This window comes from Thermosipho ferrireducens (genome assembly GCF_017358165.1).
GTDB classification, from domain to species: Bacteria; Thermotogota; Thermotogae; order Thermotogales; family Fervidobacteriaceae; genus Thermosipho_B; species Thermosipho_B ferrireducens.
The window spans coordinates 1,655,758-1,674,460 of sequence record NZ_CP071446.1; the positions used below are offsets into that span (position 1 = coordinate 1,655,758).

The window sequence follows — 18,703 nt, forward strand, 5'->3', positions numbered from 1 at the left end:
TTAATAAAAGATACATTTTATTAATCTATTCAGAAGCTACAGATTTACCACCAAAATTTTCTTTTCGTGTCTTTTTTCGATAATCAAAAAAGCCTTGCACAACGCAAGGCTTTTAAATCTGTAAATGAAATTAAAGAGGTACCTCTTTACTTTAAATTATCTTTCAACTCAAACATAAAAGTATATATCTTGAAAGGTTCATATTCTACTGTTATTTTGTTATCTCTTATAGGAATTTCACGTTTTATCTCTTCCAAAATATTGGTAACAAAAGCCTTTTTCGCAAAACTGCACTCTATGTTAACTTTACCACTCGTTCCAACAACCTCACCTATTCTTAATACAATTTTATCTCCTGATATTTTTCTAAAAGACATAATTTTAAAATTATCTGAAAACACTTTCACCCTGAAGTTTTGATTGCGACTTTTACGAAATGTCGTTATACATTTATTAAAATTGTCCGCTACTTTTATGGTGTCTTTTACATTGAACGCTGGAAATATCGCATAAGAAAATTCATGTAACCCCTCATCAGCAAAAAAATCCGGGTACGTTCCAGCTTTTATCAATGAAATTTCTATGATATTCTCGTTAATACGATGCCCATACTTTCCATTGTTGATCAAGGAAACCCCAAAATCGGGTTGTTCTATACTAACCCATCTGTGCGCCAACACCTCAAATTTGGCTCTCTCAATATTAGTGTTCCTGTGAGTTGGTCTTTGAATGTATCCCAAATCCAGATCGTACTTTCCGTATCTACTTAAAACATTTGTGGGGAACAAAGCTTTCAAAAGTGATTTTCTCATGTGCCAATCTATAATTGTTTTTACCTCAACCAATTCCAGATCTTTCCAGATTATATAAAATTGGGTAATTTTTGAATTTTCTACTTTATACTCTACTTTAATCACTTTTCTTAAATGTCCCTCTTCGACTGTTTTAACGTTATTTGCTTTAAGCTGGACACCAGATTTTTCATAATTAACATCTATATCCCAGTTGTCCCAGTAATATGGGATATCTTTATACAACATAAGTATGTTTCCCTTTTCTTTGAAAAGATATTTTCCTGATTTTTTATGGTATACGTTAAAACTTCCGTCATCAAAGATTTTCACCTGAAGGGAATCACTCTCAAAAGGCCTGCTTTCTAACCTGGCAGGTTCATTATTTATCTTTATATTTGCAAAAGTTAATGGTTCAATTTCTTCATCTAAATAATAAATATATTTTTTATCAAACGTTTTTTGAACATCTAATTTTTTACCTTTATACTCAAGATTTAATAAACTTTCAAGTTCAAATCGAATCTTCTGTGGATAAGAAGATGGGTTAAAAATTGATATTGTATCTTTAATTTTCTCATTAACTATCTTATTTTTTATAAACTTCACTCTTTCTAATATTTCGTTCAATTCTTTCTCTGCTCTTTTGTAAACCTCATTTATTGATGAACCTGGAAGAATATCATGAAACTCATTATACAGGACAACATCCCATAACCCATCAATCTCTTTTTGATAATTTTCATTAAAAATAGTATTTAAAATCTCTACTTCCCGCAGTTTATCTTCACACTTTTTGTGGAGAATTTTGATTCGAGACTGAGACGTGAGTGTTCCTCTATGAAGTTCGAGATATAATTCTCCATCCCAGACAGGTATGTCCTCATCAGGTAATTCTTTAACAAAATCTTCTACAGTAGAATATTTTATGTACGGAATACCCGGTATTTTTTTCAACGAATAATAATTTTCACACATTTCCTCTGTTGGCCCCCCACCACCATCGCCATACCCAAATGAAAGTAAAATTGAGGAAGTAATATCTTTATGTCTGAAATTTTCCCAGGTGTTGATTATAGACCTTGCGGATATTTTTCCATTATATCCTTCTTCTAAATTTTTAAAACTATAATATACAATTTCACTCCCATCTATTCCCCGCCACCTGCACAAATCGTAGGGAAATTCATTTGACTCATTCCAATACAGTTTCGTGGTTATAAAATATTCCATTCCCGCCTCTTTTATAATTTGTGGCAAAATCCACGAAAAACCAAATACATCAGGTAACCAGCAAACTTTCGATTTTTTTCCAAATTCCTTTTCAAAAAACTTCTGACCATAATAAAATTGTCTTACAAGCGACTCGCCGGAAGGTATATTGCAATCTGGTTCTACCCACATTCCACCTACCGGCTCCCATCTACCCTCTTTTACTAATTCCTTAATTTCACCAAAAAGTTCTGGACAGGATTCTTTCAAATCTTTATACATCTTTGCCGAAGATTGTGTGTATATAAACTCCCTGTATTTTTTTAAAAGCGTAACTGAATTTGAAAATGTCCTTATAATTTTCCTTTTCGTTTCATCTATCGGCCACAACCAAGCATAGTCAATATGGGCATGTCCAACAAGATTAACAACACCATATTTTGGTAAATCTAATCTTTCAACCTCTTCTTTAAATTTATAAAAGTATTTAAAAAAGCTGGTTTTCACAATTTTATTCTCACGTTTCAGAGAATACTCAAGTTCTGGTGGATTCCAGACACTCGACACTTCCTGAATAATTGCAGGGTTGTCTAAAACATTTTTAAGGTATTCCTCAGTGTCTCTTGGAATATAAACAGATGATAAAAACTCCTCAGACAATTTCATCAATTTTTTTGAAAGATAAATATCTTCGGTAAATTCAGCTACCTGTATTACATTGTAAGCAAAATTCAGTGCTTTTTTTAACTCTTCATCGTAAACTATTAAATAAGACTCTTTAAATATTGATTCTTCTTTTGTTCCAAATAAGCCTCTGGGAACAGTTTCTACCTTTATTTCATGGGAATTTCCATCGCAAAACGGTGCAAGATCAAATTCTGTGTGAAAGATATTTATCTCACCCACTGGTTTCCCATCTATATATATAAGACTTTCTCCACCAAACCATGCTTTCATGTAAACTTTCTTATCACCTATTTTGAATTTATTTTCAAAAAGAATTCTATCCCCACTCCATTTGTATGGTAAACAAATTTCTTTACCTTTAACATTCCAGCCTTTATAAATTATTCTTTCTAAAATGCTATACGGATATATCTCTGAAAGCATCCTTTTTAAATGAGCTATTTCTTTATCTTTTCCTCTATACATTTGCATCATCTTTTAACACCACCTCTATCACATTTCCCACAACCACACGAATCTCTCACAACCAACTTTGAATGAATTTTATTTTCAAACTCAAATTCCTCCTTTTTTATTAATCTCACCATTATTGATGCCGCCGTTTCTCCAATTAATGATAGATCTTGCTCAACTGTTGTAAGTTTGGGTGAAAGTACTTTTGATACATAATCATTATCATACCCCACCACTTTGACGTCATCTGGTATTCTGATTTTTGCGTTTAAAAGTGTGGTAATCCCACGAACAGCCATCATATCATTACAGAAAAATATAGTATCTACTTTTTTTGATAAAGGTATTAACATTGAATAATCTCCATCGATTTTTTGTACTTTCACCACCTGAGGAGAAAACTTCAAACCGTCAGATATTCCCTTGTATCTTTCGTTGACACTTGATATGGCTAAATCTTCACTTATTACATAAAGAGCTTTTTTAGTTTTATGATTTTTGCGCATGTGTTCTCCCAGAACTTTTCCACCATGATAATTATCATTCACAACAACAGGAATAGAAAAGCCTATATCAACATTCCTATCAACAAAAACTACAGGGAAGTTATCTTTTAACAACGATTTTAAAATATCATTTGCCATACTCATTACCGTGGGTTCCATTATGATTCCATCGACCCCCATGGAAAGTAATTCCTTAATAGCATTCTTTTCCGCTTCAAGATCTGAAATTCTCTCCACTACAAAACATTTACTACCAATTTTCGAGCAAAATTTTATTATTCCGTATATTATCTGAGTATTCTGGACTATTATTCCTATTTTCTTTCTTGACACTATATTTATTTCAGTGACAAAAGTACCTATTCCAGATACTTTCGTAATAATACCCTTCTTTTCTAACTCGGATAATGCTTTTCTTACTGTCGTTCTTGTAGTTTGAAATTGTTCGGCTAATTCATTCTCAGATGGAATTTTATCTCCAGGAGAATATTTACCTTTCAAAATCATATTTTCTAAATAATTAGCTATTTTCATATAAAGCGGAATCATATATTAACCTCCTTGTGTTAATTTTCGTATTTTAGCCAATCTATGATTTCCGGGATATAACCAAAAGCAAGAGCAGTTACAGTATCAGCCGCTCCATAATAAATGGCTATTTTATCGTTCTCCACAAGTGCTGATACTGGAAAAACAACATTTGGAACATCGCCTATCTGTTCATATAACTTTTGAGGAGATAAAAGATAACTTTTTGAACGTTTTATTACTTTCCAGGGTTTATCAAGATCCAATAAAGCTGCACCAAAACTGTATACATATCCATTACATGAAAGAAGTACACCGTGATAAAATAAAAGCCATCCTTCATCTGTTTCAATAGGACCGGGGCCCGGTCCTATCTTCAAAGATTGCCATGGGGTATACCCTCTTCCCATAACAAATCTATGCTTTCCCCAATGAATCATATCAGGACTTTCACTGTAAAAAATATCACCAAACGCAGTATGTCCGTTGTCAGAAGGTCTACTTAGCATAGCATACTTTCCACGAATCTTTTTTGGAAATAAGACACCGTTTCTGTTATACGGTAAAAATGCATTTTCTACTTGATAAAACCGTTCAAAATCAAATGTATATCCAACACCTATGGTAGGTCCATGGTATCCATTACACCAGGTTATCCAGTACCTATCTTCTATAAAAACAACTCTTGGATCATATTTATACTCACTTTCTATTTCATCATTTTCTTTAATGAATTCTATGGGACCATCCGCTATTTTCCAATCAATTCCATTTTCACTAAACCCTACCCTAATGTTCATATTTCTATTTTTATCATCCACTCTAAAAACTCCAGCAAATGAATTTCTAAATTTCACAACTGCACTATTAAAAATACTATTCGAATTTTTCGCCTGATCTCTTAATATAACAGGATTTTTAGAATAACGCCACAAAACGTCACCGTTATTTTGAGGTCTATCCTCCCATGGAATCATAGCAACAATCCTCCTTTATTTTAAACCAGTCAATTTTATTCCCTCAATTAAATACTTTTGGGCTATAAAGAAAAATACAACAGTTGGAATAAGTGTCAGTGTAGCTGCTGCCATTGCTTGATTCCAATAAGTGCCATATCTACTCATAAACATTGGCATTCCAAGCGCAAGTGGGTACTTATTCTCGCTGGTAATGTAAATAAGGGGACCTATATAATTGTTCCAGCTTCCTGTAAACGTAAATAAAGATATCAAAGCCAATACGGGTTTTGACAGAGGTAACATTATTTTAAAAAATATTTTAAAATCACTTGCCCCGTCTATTCTTGCAGCTTCTAAAAGTTCATTGGGAATAGTATTAAAAAACTGACGAATCAAAAAAACGTTCATCGCCCCACCACCTAAAAACGCAGGAACTATTAATGGAAGAAAAGTATCAAGCCACCCCAGACGCTTATATATTAAAAATACGGGAATCATTGTCACCGCTCCTGGAAGCATAACACTTGCCATCATCACCGCAAATAAGAAATTCCGCCCTTTCCAATTGATCTTGGAAAAACCATACGCAACAAACGGAGCAGAAATCAGAACTCCTATAAGATTTCCTATGGTAATTATTATACTATTTTTCAAGTAAGTAAAAAAAGGGAATTTATTCAGAGCTTTTTCATAATTAGACCAATCTGGATTTTCTGGAAATATTGTTGGGGGATATGCCAGTAGTTCACTATCAGGTTTAAGTGATGTACCTATCATCCAGAAAAAAGGCAACAAATATATAAAAGTAATTATTAAAAGAATTGACCGCCTAATAACATATAAATTCTTCACTTTCATGTCCTAACACCACCTTTAATTACCAAAATAATAAACCCATTTTTTGGAAGAAATAAAATATATTACAGTTAAAATAAACGTCAAAATAAACAAAATCCAAGAGAGAGCGGAAGCATATCCCATATTTGTGTAAGTAAACGCATGTTTGTATATGTATATTCCAAGAGACAAACTTGCATTGGCAGGTCCTCCCCCGGTAAGTAGCATTGGAAGATCAAAAATTTGCAATGCACCTATTGTTGATGTAATAAGATAATATAAAATAGTAGGCGTTATTAATGGCAAAGTAATTTTTCTGAACATTGTGAAACTTCCTGCTCCATCTATTTTTGCAGATTCGTATAATTCCCTCGGGATATCTTTAAGAGCTGCAGAAAATATTAACATAGCACTACCAACGCCCCACTGAGCCGCTATTATAATAGTCGGTTTAACCCACTTTTCACTATCAAGCCACAATGGACCGTTTATCCCAAAAAAATCCAGGACATTATTTACAAGTCCAAGATAAGGTTGAAAAAACCATATTATTACAGCGGAAAATGCGAATGCTGGCACTATTGATGGCATGTATATCGCTGCTCTGTAAAATGACACTTCTTTCAAAGGCTTATTTAATAAAAATGCTATTCCAAGAGCAACTACTAAACCTAACGGAACCAGACCAACGGCAAATACTAAAGTATTTTTTAAACTCTTCCAGAAAAGAGGATCTTTAAAAAGTTTATTGTAATTTTCAACACCAACCCATTTTATTTCAGTCGTAATACTAAATTGAGTAAAAGAGTAATAAAGGGAAGCAACAAACGGAAAAAGTGTAAAAACGACAAAACCTATTAACCATGGAGATATAAAAATTAACCCTTTTATATTTTCTCTTAGCTGCTTATTCTTTTTCATCAAATTCCCTCCCAAAAATCTCCATACGGCAAGATGCCGCATGGAGGATAATAAAATTAAAGATATCAATACGAATCCAGGCCATACACTTCTATCTCATAGATTCTTGCAGCTCTATCGCCAACTTGTGTAGGAGTTTCTACAAAAAGTCTGAAATATCTCGCTTTTACCGGAGCAAAAGAATGTATGGTGATTCCTTTTGTATTATTTCTTACCACAACGACATCTTTCCAGTTTGTTGCATCATTGCTTACCTGCAATCTGAAATCTTTTGTATTCCAATCGGCAGCTTCGTGACCCGCCTCTGCATGTTTTATAACAACCTTACTAATGATTACTTCTTTTTCAAAATCAATAACTATCCAGTGCGGCAATTCCCCAACGGCACACCATTTGCTGTTATTCTCAACTGTTCCATCGACTGCCATAGATGGTTTTTCTGTAGGTACATTTGAACTGGCATAAGCTCTTCTTCCCAAAGCAAGATTTCTAATTTTATCCGCTTTCTTTGTTACAACCATCAATGGGTTTAATATTTTTACGTCTTCCCCTTCAGTATTAATTGCAACAAGAGCTACAGAATATACTCCTTCTTCTGGATATTCTACTGTAGGGGTCAAATCCCATGAAACATTGGGAGAGGCACCTGGAAGTATCCATAAAACTTTTTCTGTCACTTCAGACGAAAGATTCTTAAAAGTTACCTTACTACCAGGAAATACTATTGTATCGCTAACTTCAAAATCTGCCTTTGGTTTTGGATAAGGCGGCCATGTGAATGTGACTTTTGTGGGTTCTGATCTTGTATAACCTTCGGATACCCCTATTATTTCCAGAGTCGTTTCTTTCTCTTTCCCATCTCGCTTAATTTCTGTTATATATGTATAATTGTTATAAGTTACCCAAATGAGTTCTTTTTCCCCATTATTTAACATTCTGTATATCTCATAATATTTTGCATTAGATTTATCCCAGTGTAAGTTTATTTGGGCATACAATCCTTCTTCAAATTGTACATCATCTATTTGCACACCCTTAACATTTTTAACGTCATATTCTTTTTCGGGAATAACACCAATCATTCCAAGGTTAATACTATAATTGGTAGAGTTTAAAGCCTTTATTTTCAACGATATATACTTTATTGTTCTGCCAGCCAGAAGATTATACGTTGTTTTCTCCCAATCTTCTCCAAGTTTTAGCAGGAATTCTTCCTCAGAGTTATCATAAAAAGTCAATATCAACGAAACTCGCACTTTTCCCTTACCTTTTACAGCCGCTTCAAAACTGCTCAACGTATCTATCTTTAGCTTTGTAAAATACAATGTAATCAGGGATTCTTCTCCCTTTTCAAGCTTTCCAGAAAATTTTAAAGAACTTCCCCCATAATATGCTTTTGAATAATCAACTGATATCTCTGGCATTACTCCATCTACTTTCCACCTATACGTAGGAAATACGTCTGTTAAACTTCTATTATTCCATTCATGTTCTGATACTTTTACACCATCCACAAAAAACGCTTTACCATGTCCTGCGTTGAAAAACGTAACAAACGGCAATTTTGTCACAGGAGATTTCTCAACCACGAATTTCGATGGCGCCTGCCATTTATATTGCTCATAATCTTTGTTCCACTCAATTTTGAAAAAATCCTCTTTACCGTTGTATTTCAAAACAGGATGGTCTGCTATCCACAAAGTTTCTTCTTTTTTCCAGAATTCTTCTATTTCTTTTGAAGAATAATAACTCCAGCTCGGACAGTATAACCCCAAAGAAGCTTTTAATGAACCATCTTCATTAATGAGTTTTGGCCAATTAGAATAAGTATAATAACCGCGCGCCTGAAGATCAAATCCCATAAACACATCACTCTTGCTAATTCCATACTTTTTCATAGTTTTCTCTGTGTTAATCACCGTATCCGGCCTTTTTAAAGAATGCCATCTAAAATCCACAAATATAGCATCCGATATTCTTTTTCCATTGTTTATCATAAATACTACGTTTTTTTCATTCAACTCACCTTGCCACTCAACGGCTCCTGTAGCTGACATAGCGTCATACCAGATAAGCTTTATCCAGGGAGCTTTTCTTTTCATATAATTCAAAAACTCTATCATCTTTTTCACGTGAAATTCCTTAGTTCCATTTGTTTCCTGATTAATGAACCATCCATCAAAACCATAGTATTTCGCTATTTCTATCAGTTTATCTGCTATTATAAACTCCCCATTTTCCTTCTTTAATAATTGATCAACCCAATTTCTCCTTCCCCCATAAACATTTGGGGGGAAAAATATTGTCCCAAGCACATAAACACCATTCTTATGAGCAACATCTATTACATCTGCACTTGGTGGAACAATTATTCCTTCACCTGCTGATCCAGCCCAGGCAACCAGATAATCAACGTATTGCCAGAATGTAAATGGATATCTTTTAAAAGAATTATTACTTCCCTGTGATGGCATTCCACTTGTAGATGAATTCATTATAGATAGTATCATTATCTTTACATCTTTTCTTGCCTGTTTTGTAATAGGTTCGCCATATACTCTTTCTGCAAGCGGTACGTGTGAAACATTATAAATAGCATTCACATCGGTCTCAGGCGACCAGTCAACAATGTCATTGGGATACCAGTATGAACTTTCTGGAATAAACGAAAACAGTGTAGACCATACAAAAATAAGTAAAAACACAAAAAATTTGCTTTTCATGAAATTACCTCCTTCCTGTCATATTATTTATTTTTAAACCTTTCCATTATTTCATCATAAGCTTCCTGCACTTCCTTTTGAGCGTCTAACAGAGCCTGTTTCACTGTTTTTTTACCGGTTAATATATAATCTCTTGCTTCTACCAGTTTATCCCATAGCAAAGCTCCAACGGGAAGTGGTGGCCTCGTTTTTGCATTGTCAAGTAATTTTACAAATTTTTCTTGTGACGGATCTTTTTTCAGAAAGTCCTCAACAGCGGGCTTGTACGTTGGAATATGTAAAGTATCTACGCTGTATTGAACCTGACCTTTTGTAGCAATATAATAAGCCAATTTTGCCGCTGCTTCTTTATTTTTTGCACCTTTTGGAATTGCCAGACTCCATCCTCCAGCCCAGGTTACTGGTTTTCCACTTTTTGTTGGAATACCACTAATTTTATATTCAAAATCTTCTGGAGCAAATTTTTTCAAACCTGAAATGGTCCAGTTTCCATCAACAATCATAGCCAGTTTCCCTGCTGTAAAAGGGTTTAAATCTCCTATCTGCAGTGAACCGAAAGCATTTAACGCTTCATAACCGAACCTATCTGCCCATTCTTTCTGCCACTCGTACGCTTCTATAACGCCTTTATCTGTAGCAAATACAAACTTTCCAGTGTTCTTATCAAAAACTTTCCCTTCAAAAGCAAAAATCCAGGTATATGGCCATCCCTGGGCATACCATGGAATAAAGCCTACTGTTTCGTACCTCCCACGTTTTCCTTCTACTGTTAAAATATCAGCAACTTTTATCATGTCATACACATTATCTGGTGGTTCAACGTAGCCTGCTTTCTTCAGTAATTTAGCGTTATAAAGAAGGATCCTAACATCTGTATCAAAAGGAAGAGCCCACATTTTACCGTTAAAAATACATTCTTCTATTGCAAAATCATAAAACTGTTTTTTCATTTCAGCAATGTCAATACCTATCTTTTTTAAATAATCTTCCATAGGCTCAAGAACATTATTAGCCGCCCTTTGAGAAACAGTAAATCTATCAAGATAAACTAAATCTGGACCTGTCCCAGCAGCAACAGCAGTTAAAAGCTTCGTTGAATCTGTTTCAGCCGCAGGAACAATTACCACTTTTACTTTAATATCGGGATTTTCTTTTTCAAAAGCTGCAACGATTTCATCAATACTGCTTTTGTCGGGATCCCTCGATAACCCATGCCAGAACACAATCTCAGTCTGAGCAAATAAAATACCTGTTAGTAAAACACTTAAAAATAACCCCAAAAATTTTCTCATAAAAACACCTCCCCTATTTTTGGTACTTGACATCATTGTATATTTTGATATGATTTTAGTCAAAGTTTGTGGAAATGATTTATTGTTGTTTATACCTGTATATACAGGTATATCTAACAAAATCTTATAGTTTCTTTTATTTTTTCAAATACTGCTTAAAACTCTAAAAAGGGGGAAAATTCATGGTAAAAAGAAAAAGTTTTATAATCGAAGGTACAACACTTATTGGAATAGGTATAGGATTTATTTTCCTGAAAAATTCGCCTTATTACTTTCTGGCATCTGTACTAATTGGTGCAGGAACAGGTTTTTTGATCGAACACTTTTTCTCTAAAAAAGCTTAGCCTGTTATATGAATTTTTTTATATAAATAGGAACCTGCCTGTTTCCAGGCAGGTTCCTATTAATCAACATTGTAAATTACAGTCACACCTGTAAATAGTTTAGTTCTTAACTTTGTACCTATCCACTATTTCGTCAAGCATTTTCACATTCTCTCTCACCTGTTTTATTGATGATGTCACTTCTTCCTGTTTCGCGGTGATTTCTTCTGTTGAAGCATACACTTCCTGAACATTACTATTCACTTCTGTTACTAATTTAGTGTTGGAAACCATAGCTTGTGTTATCTCATCAATAGCCGCTGTTTGTTCCTGAACAGCTGCAGCTATATTTTCAACCATCTTCCCAATCTTATCAACAGCTGAAATTATTTGTCCTAATTTTTCATCAGCATGTTCAGCTGAACTTGTTCCAGTTTCTACTTTTTCCATAATTTTCTCAGAAACCAACGCGGCTCTTTGCGATGTATCGGCTATTTCATCCACCACTTTCTGAATTTGTTCAGAAGCTATTTTACTTTCTTCTGCAAGTTTTCTTATTTCATCGGCAACAACTGCAAACCCTTTACCAGCTTCTCCTGCCCGCGCAGCTTCTATAGCCGCGTTAAGCGCTAACAAATTTGTTTGTTCAGATATAGCATTTATAGTTTCAACAAATTCTGTAATATCTCTTGCACCTTTGTTAAAACTTTCTACGACGTTTTTTACATCTCTGGATATTTCCGCGATTTCCAGTGTGGATTCTATAAGCTTTTTAAGAACGTCTCCAGCATCTTTTGCAAGTTCGGCACTCTGACTTGCAAATTCAGCTGATTTTTGCGCATTATCTGCAATATTTTTTGTAGCACTGCTTATTTCTTCGGAACCTGCTGTTGTCTCCTGAATTGATGCAGAAATATTTTCCATTACACCTGCTATTTTCTCCATATTTGTTGTAATTGAAATATTTCGTTGTGTAATTTCCTCAAGAGCCTCTGTTGTGATATCCATCTCGTTAGATACTGATCTTGTTTCAACCTTTATAGTTGAAAGATTTTCTCGCAAATATTCTATAACCTTTTTAAAGGTATTAACAAGTTCTCCAAATTCATCCTTTAATTTTGAAGCTTTTATATCAATAGTCAAATCATTTTTTAATAACGCCCTTGAAGCTTCCATTACTTTCTTTAATGCCTTTATCATTTTAGAAGTTACCAGCAATACAAATATTGCGCTCAGTATTATCACTATCAAAGGTATATACAGCAAAAACGAAAGAGCAAAAGAGATTTTGTTTTCTGAAACCTCTATTTTATCGTAAACATTTTTATTGTACTTCTCCATTTCTTTATCAAGCTGTACAACAACATCACCGATAATTTTTTCTATTTCATACACTGCATTTTTGTCTCCTGATTTTAAAGCTTCATATGATCTGGATAAATTAGAAAAGATCTTTTGATCCACACCAGAGTCCACCAGTTTCGCTTTTTCCAGAAACTTTTCAATTGATTGTTCAAGTGATTTTATTTCAAGAGTATTATAAACGTACTTAAGAACATTCAAATGAACTTCTTTTGCAGTAAAAATTGCATCACTCATATCCTGGACTTCTTTGAAAGCATATTGAATATCAGGGAGGGAAGCCTGGACAGCTTTAAAATTCAAATAACTAACAACACTGATTATATACAGTGTCACCACAGGAACTATTACCATCAAAAATATCTTTGTTCGAACTTTCATATACATATCCCTCCTTTTCAAAAATGTTTTAATAATAATTGCTATAACATTACACAAAAAGCTATTAAATTACGTATAATTTACATAAGATTACAAATTAACTTTAATGAGTTTTGACACACAAGATTTTAAAAGAATATTTTTACTACAAGATTACATATTAATTATTTAATATTGCGTTATTGTTACTAATAAATAATCAACACCTACGTTTTTGACAAACAGTATTACTAAAAAGCACTTTAGCAATACTGCTTTTTGCTATCATATGAATCAAACCAATGTACAACCTGACAATTTTAATTATGTCAGACTGTTGAGAGCAAAAGTCATACAGAAAATTTAACCAACTCTTTACATAATATTTCTTCAGAACTTTTGAGATAAGGTGCTATAATGAAGTTAGTAAAGTGAATAACGGTAACCCAGGGGGAGCTCCTGATCCGGGGCTGAGAGGAAGACGGAAGTCTTCGACCCCTTGAACCTGAACCGGGTAATACCGGCGGAGGGATTGGGAAGAGAATATATAAATCAATAATGCTAATCCCTCCAGCTGGAGGGATTAATTTTTTAAAAGGAGGTTTTTTAAAATGAAAAAATTACTTGTAACAATAAGTGTCTTTTTTGTTTTTTTAATAGCTTTTGCAAATGAACTTGTTGTTTACACTTACGATAGTTTTGTTTCTGGAATCGGACAGAAAATCGTTCCAGTATTTGAAAAAATGTATGGTTGCAAAGTAAAGTTGCTTTCTTTCGGTGATGCAGGAGCAGTCCTTGCAAGGTTAATAGCAGAAAAAAAGAATCCAAGAGCAGATGTAATAATTGGACTGGATCAGGGTTTACTTCCAAAAGCTATAAAAGCAGGTGTACTGGAAAGGTACACCCCTGTGAACCTTTCACTTTTGAAATACCAAGAATTATTCAATGAATATGGTGTCCCGTATGATTTTGGCTCAATTGCAATAGTTTATAACAAAGAAAAAATTCAAAACCCACCAGAATCGTTTAATGATTTATTAAATCCTCAATTTAAAGGAAAAATAGTTGTTGAAGATCCCAGAACTTCAAGTACAGGACTGAGTTTTTTGCTATGGACAATAGCAGTGTACGGGGACAAATACCTGGATTTCTGGAAAAAATTCAAAGACAATATCCTTACTATAACACCGGGATGGGATGAAGCTTTTGAAATGCTTGAATCTGGAGAGGCTGAAATGATGGTAAGTTATGCCACAGATGGTGCATATAGTTACTATTACTATGGCTCAATAACTTACGTTCCTGTAATAATGAAAGAAGGAGCATTTGTTCAGGTTGAATATGCTTCTTTGATCAAAAACGCCAGAAACCCTGAACTTGCTAAAAGATTTCTTGAATTTATACTCATGAACTATTTCCAGAAAGAAGTCCCGTTAAATCAATGGATGCTTCCAGTTACTCAAACAGAGCTTCCAGAAGCGTTTAGTTACGTTCCGGAAATCAAAAAGACGCTCCAGGTATCAGATGAAATTTACGACAACCTTGAGGAGATTCTCAAAGAATGGACAAAAGTTATAATTGGTGGATAATTGTACCTATTATCTTTGTCTTGGGGGGGATTATCCTCCCCTTTATATATCTCATATTATTCGCCGGTGGATTTAATCCACAGGTTTTAACTGAAAATGTGAATGTAATACGTTTTACCATTTTTCAGGCACTGCTCTCTTCAACAATTACAGGGATTATCGGAATACCTGGTGCGTATATTGTAGCCAGAACCAATCTGAACCGCTTTGTAAAATCCGTTTTTCGTGTTCTTTCAGCTGTTCCATTTGTACTTCCAGGAGTCACCATGGCTATGGGTTTCTTATTAACTTTCGGCAGAGAAGGAATTTTTACAAAAATCCTGCATAATATAGGATACAACAAACGAATTCTGTACACATTCACGGCGGTAATAATAGGACACGTTTTTTACAACTTCCCTCTTTTTATAAGAATTGTAGGAGAAACATGGGAAAAAATTGAAGGTTCTCTTTCCGAAGCAGCAAAATTAGACGGTGCAGATAATATGAAAACCTTTTATTTAATAGAGCTCCCATTAATACTCCCTGCTATTTTAAAAGCATTTTTGCTAACCTATATATATACATTTACAAGTTTTGCTGTAGTTCTCATTTTAGGTGGTATAAGATTTTCAACAATTGAAGTATCAATATATATGTATACCAGAATTTTGTTTGATTTCAAAAGCGCATTTACGCTTGCTATTTTTCAAATGCTTTTTATTTCAATAATTTCTTATTTTTTATCGATCAAAAAAGGAAGTTTTATCAGCGGAAAATCACTTAAAAACGAGTTCCCAGCCTGGGGATATTTCTATTTAATACTTGCCACTATTATGATTTTTGTCCCGCTGGCGTATTCTCTACTTTCGGGATTTATAAAATATGGTGGAGGATTTGGAGTAGAGAATTTTAAAAGACTTTTCAATTTAAATATTACAAGGTTTATAGGCGCAACTTTCAAACAACTTGTTGGCTACTCTATTATACTTCCTGGAATCGCCAGTTTAATATCAGTTTTACTTTCCGCTATTGGCGCATTTCACTCTTCTCGTGGAAAAAAACTGGATTATATTTTCATGCTACCTGCTGCTATATCTCCTGTAACAATAGCATTTGGGTATATTATTATGGGAATAAAACCATTTTTTTCTTTAATATTCATTTACACACTCATAACTCTTCCGATAGTATTTGGACTGCTCGAAAACGGATGGAGAACCATAAATAAAGATATAGAAGAAGCTGCAAAACTTGACGGAGCAAACACTATAATTTTAAATACAAAAATCAGATTTCCACTTATGAAATATCACCTTTTAACTGCTTTTGTTTATGCATTCACAATAAGCGTGGGAGAAATGTCAGCTACCATAACCACCGTTGAACCGCCTATTTCAACATTTTCAGTAGCAATTTATAGACTTTTAAGTGCACGAAAAATTCCAGAAGCACGGGCTCTAAATACTATTTATTCTTTTATCGTGGTTGTGTTATTTATGTTAATTGAAATAAAAAGATTTAATGATGAACAATAAAAAAGGCGGAAAGTACTTCCGCCTATTACTCCATGATCTTATTACACAGTTTTTGTTTTCCATATATTTTCTGCATATTCTTTAATAGTTCTATCGCTTGAAAAAACACCAACTCTTGCCACATTAAGCAAAGCCTTTTTATTCCATTCATACTTTTCCCTGTAAAGCGCATCAATTTTCTTTTGTGTATTTTTATAACTATCAAAATCTGCAAGTAACATGTATTCGTCAGGTTGCCCACCATTTATTCCAAACAAAATAGATTGAAATATGTCTTTAAACAAGTCCGGATTCTCTGGATTAAAGTATCCCTCGTTGATCATATTAAGTATCTTTCTGATTTGCTCGTTACTATTGTAAATGTCATAAGGATTGTATAGCTGACTTTCTTTCATCCTGTAAACCTGCTCTGCCGTTAATCCAAAAATAAAGATGTTTTCGTCGCCTACGCGCTCCTTTATTTCAACATTCGCGCCATCAAGCGTCCCTATTGTCAAAGCTCCATTTAAAGCTAATTTCATGTTACCAGTTCCTGAAGCTTCTTTACCAGCTGTAGATATTTGCTCGCTTACATTAGCAGCTGGAATAATTTTTTCGGCAAGAGAAACATTATAGTTTGGGATAAACACTACTTTCAATTTTTTATTAATAAGAGGATCTTTATTCACAACATCCGCAACACTGTTTATGAGTTTTATTATTAATTTCGCCATTTTATAACCTGGAGCAGCTTTTGCTCCAAATATAAATGTTCGTGGATGAATATCCAGGGATGGGTTTTCTTTAAGCAAATTGTAAAGATAAATTATGTGCATTACATTTAAAAGCTGCCTTTTATACTCATGAAGTCTCTTTATCTGTACATCAAATATGGAATATGGATCAAGAGAAATGTCAAGATGTTCTTCTACATACTTTGCAAGCTTTTTCTTATTTGCGTGTTTTATCTCGTAAAACTTTTCAAGAAACGTTTTATCCTCTACAAAATTTTCGAGATCTTTTAAACGCTCCAGATCCAGTATCCAGCTATCACCTATCGCTTCCGTTATAAGCTTAGAAAGCTCCGGGTTACATTGCAGTAACCATCTTCTTTGAGTTATACCATTCGTTTTATTGTTAAACTTTTCAGGCCAGATTTCATAAAAATCTTTAAACACCTTTTCCTTTAAAATGTCTGTATGAAGTCTGGAAACACCATTTACAGAATAAGAACCTATAACAGAAAGATTTGCCATTCTAACCTGTTTGATGTTCCCCTCTTCGAAGATGGAAACATTTCTTATTTTGTTTAAATCACCCGGGAACATTTCTGATACCTTATTTAAAAATCTGGCATTTATTTCATAAATAATTTCAAGATGCCTTGGAAGTAATTTTTCGAACAGTTGCACTTCCCATTTTTCCAGCGCTTCTGGCATAACTGTATGATTTGTATACGCAAAAGTTTTAGTGGTAATATCCCAGGCCTTTTCCCATCCTAATCCTTCCTCATCCAGAAGTATTCTCATAAGTTCTGGTATAGCCAGTGCCGGATGAGTATCGTTAAGCTGTATAACATTTTTTTGTGGGAAAAGATAAAATCTGTTTCCAAATTGAGCTTTAAAACGCCTTATAATGTCCTGAAGTGAAGCTGAAACAAAAAAGTATTCCTGTTTTATTCTGAGCTCTCTTCCTGCATAAAATGCATCATTAGGGTATAAAACTTTTGAAATAGCTTCCGCTATAGCTTTAGCTTCCATCGATTTTACGTAATTGCCGCGTTGAAAATTATCAAAATCAAACTCATGTATCGCCTTTGCAGACCATAATCTCAAAGTGTTAGCCACATTATTTCCGTAACCTATAACAGGGGTATCGTACGGAACTGCCAGTACATCTGTGGTATCAACCCACCTAAACCTTAAATTCCCATTATCATCAGTATAACTTTCAGTTCTTCCATAAAACCTTACTTTAACTGTTCTGTCTTTTCTTTCAATTTCCCAGGGATTTCCATTCTTCAGCCAATCATCCGGCAATTCTTTTTGAAATCCATTTTCTATAACCTGTTTAAATATCCCATATTCATATCTTATACCATAACCATAACCAGGATATCCAAGCGTTGCAATAGAATCAAGAAAACACGCAGCAAGCCTGCCAAGCCCTCCATTACCGAGACCGGCATCTGGTTCTAACTCTGATAAATCGTCAAGATTTAACCCTATTTCTTCTATAGCTTTCTTAACTTCGTCTTCCAGTTTTAAATTAAGTAAGTTATTGTACAAAAGTCTTCCTATTAAAAATTCCATCGAAAGATAGTAAACCCTTTTAATATCATCTTTTGAATAATATTTTTTTTGAGTTCTCAACCATCGCTCCACAACTCTGTCTTTTACAAGCAATGCAAGAGCATAAAACTTATCCCAGTTAGTCGAGTTTTTCACATCTTTTCCAAGAGTAAGATTCAAATGTTCTATAAAATTTCTTTGAACTTCCCGTGTGCCAGAAGCTGTTCGAGACTTTTCAGAAAGTTCCATAACCTTCACTAAACTTTTCATCTTTGCACCCTCCAATCGGAAACGTTTCCAAATGCATTCCAGACAAAAAACCATTTTTATTGTACCTTCGGTTCATAGCTATGTCAAGAAAAAATTAACTACA

12 protein-coding genes and 1 riboswitch are annotated in these 18,703 nt (G+C 34.0%); of the genes, 3 read left to right on the top strand and 9 right to left on the bottom strand.

Translation table 11 applies throughout. From position 1 onward, the window contains the following. Nucleotides 1-146 precede the first annotated feature (146 nt). From JYK00_RS08155 to JYK00_RS08185, 7 genes are all read right to left on the bottom strand, one after another. On the bottom strand, nt 147-3,155 hold the full coding sequence (locus tag JYK00_RS08155; protein ID WP_207567673.1) for an alpha-mannosidase: 3,009 nt from the start codon (nt 3,153-3,155) through the stop codon (nt 147-149). Between the two features lie 5 nt (nt 3,156-3,160). Then, nucleotides 3,161-4,198, bottom strand: coding sequence for a GntR family transcriptional regulator (locus JYK00_RS08160; RefSeq protein WP_207566413.1), 1,038 nt, complete (start codon nt 4,196-4,198; stop codon nt 3,161-3,163). A 17-nt stretch (nt 4,199-4,215) separates the two neighbouring features. Continuing rightward, nucleotides 4,216-5,154 carry a glycoside hydrolase family 130 protein gene (locus JYK00_RS08165; protein ID WP_207566414.1) on the bottom strand — a complete coding sequence of 313 codons (939 nt, stop codon included), beginning with the start codon at nt 5,152-5,154 and terminating at the stop codon, nt 4,216-4,218. A gap of 15 nt (nt 5,155-5,169) precedes the next feature. Next, a complete protein-coding gene (locus JYK00_RS08170; RefSeq protein WP_228288149.1) occupies nt 5,170-5,994 on the bottom strand; it encodes a carbohydrate ABC transporter permease in 825 nt (274 codons plus the stop codon). A 15-nt stretch (nt 5,995-6,009) separates the two neighbouring features. Further along, nucleotides 6,010-6,894: a carbohydrate ABC transporter permease gene (locus JYK00_RS08175; RefSeq protein ID WP_207566415.1), complete on the bottom strand. Its 885-nt coding sequence runs from the start codon at nt 6,892-6,894 to the stop codon at nt 6,010-6,012. A 65-nt stretch (nt 6,895-6,959) separates the two neighbouring features. Beyond that, nucleotides 6,960-9,617, bottom strand: coding sequence for an endo-beta-N-acetylglucosaminidase (locus tag JYK00_RS08180; RefSeq protein WP_207566416.1), 2,658 nt, complete (start codon nt 9,615-9,617; stop codon nt 6,960-6,962). A 23-nt stretch (nt 9,618-9,640) separates the two neighbouring features. Beyond that, complete coding sequence (locus JYK00_RS08185) at nt 9,641-10,909, bottom strand: ABC transporter substrate-binding protein (protein ID WP_207566417.1); 1,269 nt, start codon at nt 10,907-10,909, stop codon at nt 9,641-9,643. Between the two features lie 182 nt (nt 10,910-11,091). Between JYK00_RS08185 and JYK00_RS08190 the strand changes: the two genes are divergently transcribed. Further along, nucleotides 11,092-11,253, top strand: a complete 162-nt coding sequence (locus tag JYK00_RS08190) for a multidrug transporter (RefSeq protein ID WP_207566418.1) — start codon at nt 11,092-11,094, stop codon at nt 11,251-11,253. Nucleotides 11,254-11,352: 99 nt separating this feature from the next. Here the strand turns inward: JYK00_RS08190 and JYK00_RS08195 are convergent, their stop codons facing one another. After that, nucleotides 11,353-12,975, bottom strand: a complete 1,623-nt coding sequence (locus JYK00_RS08195; protein WP_207566419.1) for a methyl-accepting chemotaxis protein — start codon at nt 12,973-12,975, stop codon at nt 11,353-11,355. Between the two features lie 418 nt (nt 12,976-13,393). After that, a riboswitch (TPP riboswitch) is annotated at nt 13,394-13,504 on the top strand. Between the two features lie 61 nt (nt 13,505-13,565). Here JYK00_RS08195 and JYK00_RS08200 point away from each other — a divergent pair. Next, nucleotides 13,566-14,543: a thiamine ABC transporter substrate-binding protein gene (locus tag JYK00_RS08200; RefSeq protein ID WP_207566420.1), complete on the top strand. Its 978-nt coding sequence runs from the start codon at nt 13,566-13,568 to the stop codon at nt 14,541-14,543. Then, complete coding sequence (locus JYK00_RS08205; RefSeq protein WP_207566421.1) at nt 14,516-16,060, top strand: ABC transporter permease; 1,545 nt, start codon at nt 14,516-14,518, stop codon at nt 16,058-16,060. Before JYK00_RS08200 ends, JYK00_RS08205 begins: the two co-directional genes overlap by 28 nt. A 41-nt stretch (nt 16,061-16,101) precedes the next feature. Here JYK00_RS08205 and JYK00_RS08210 read toward each other — a convergent pair whose 3' ends face one another. Further along, entirely contained in the window at nt 16,102-18,600 is a 2,499-nt protein-coding gene (locus tag JYK00_RS08210; protein WP_207566422.1) for a glycogen/starch/alpha-glucan phosphorylase, read from the bottom strand. Nucleotides 18,601-18,703 lie beyond the last annotated feature (103 nt).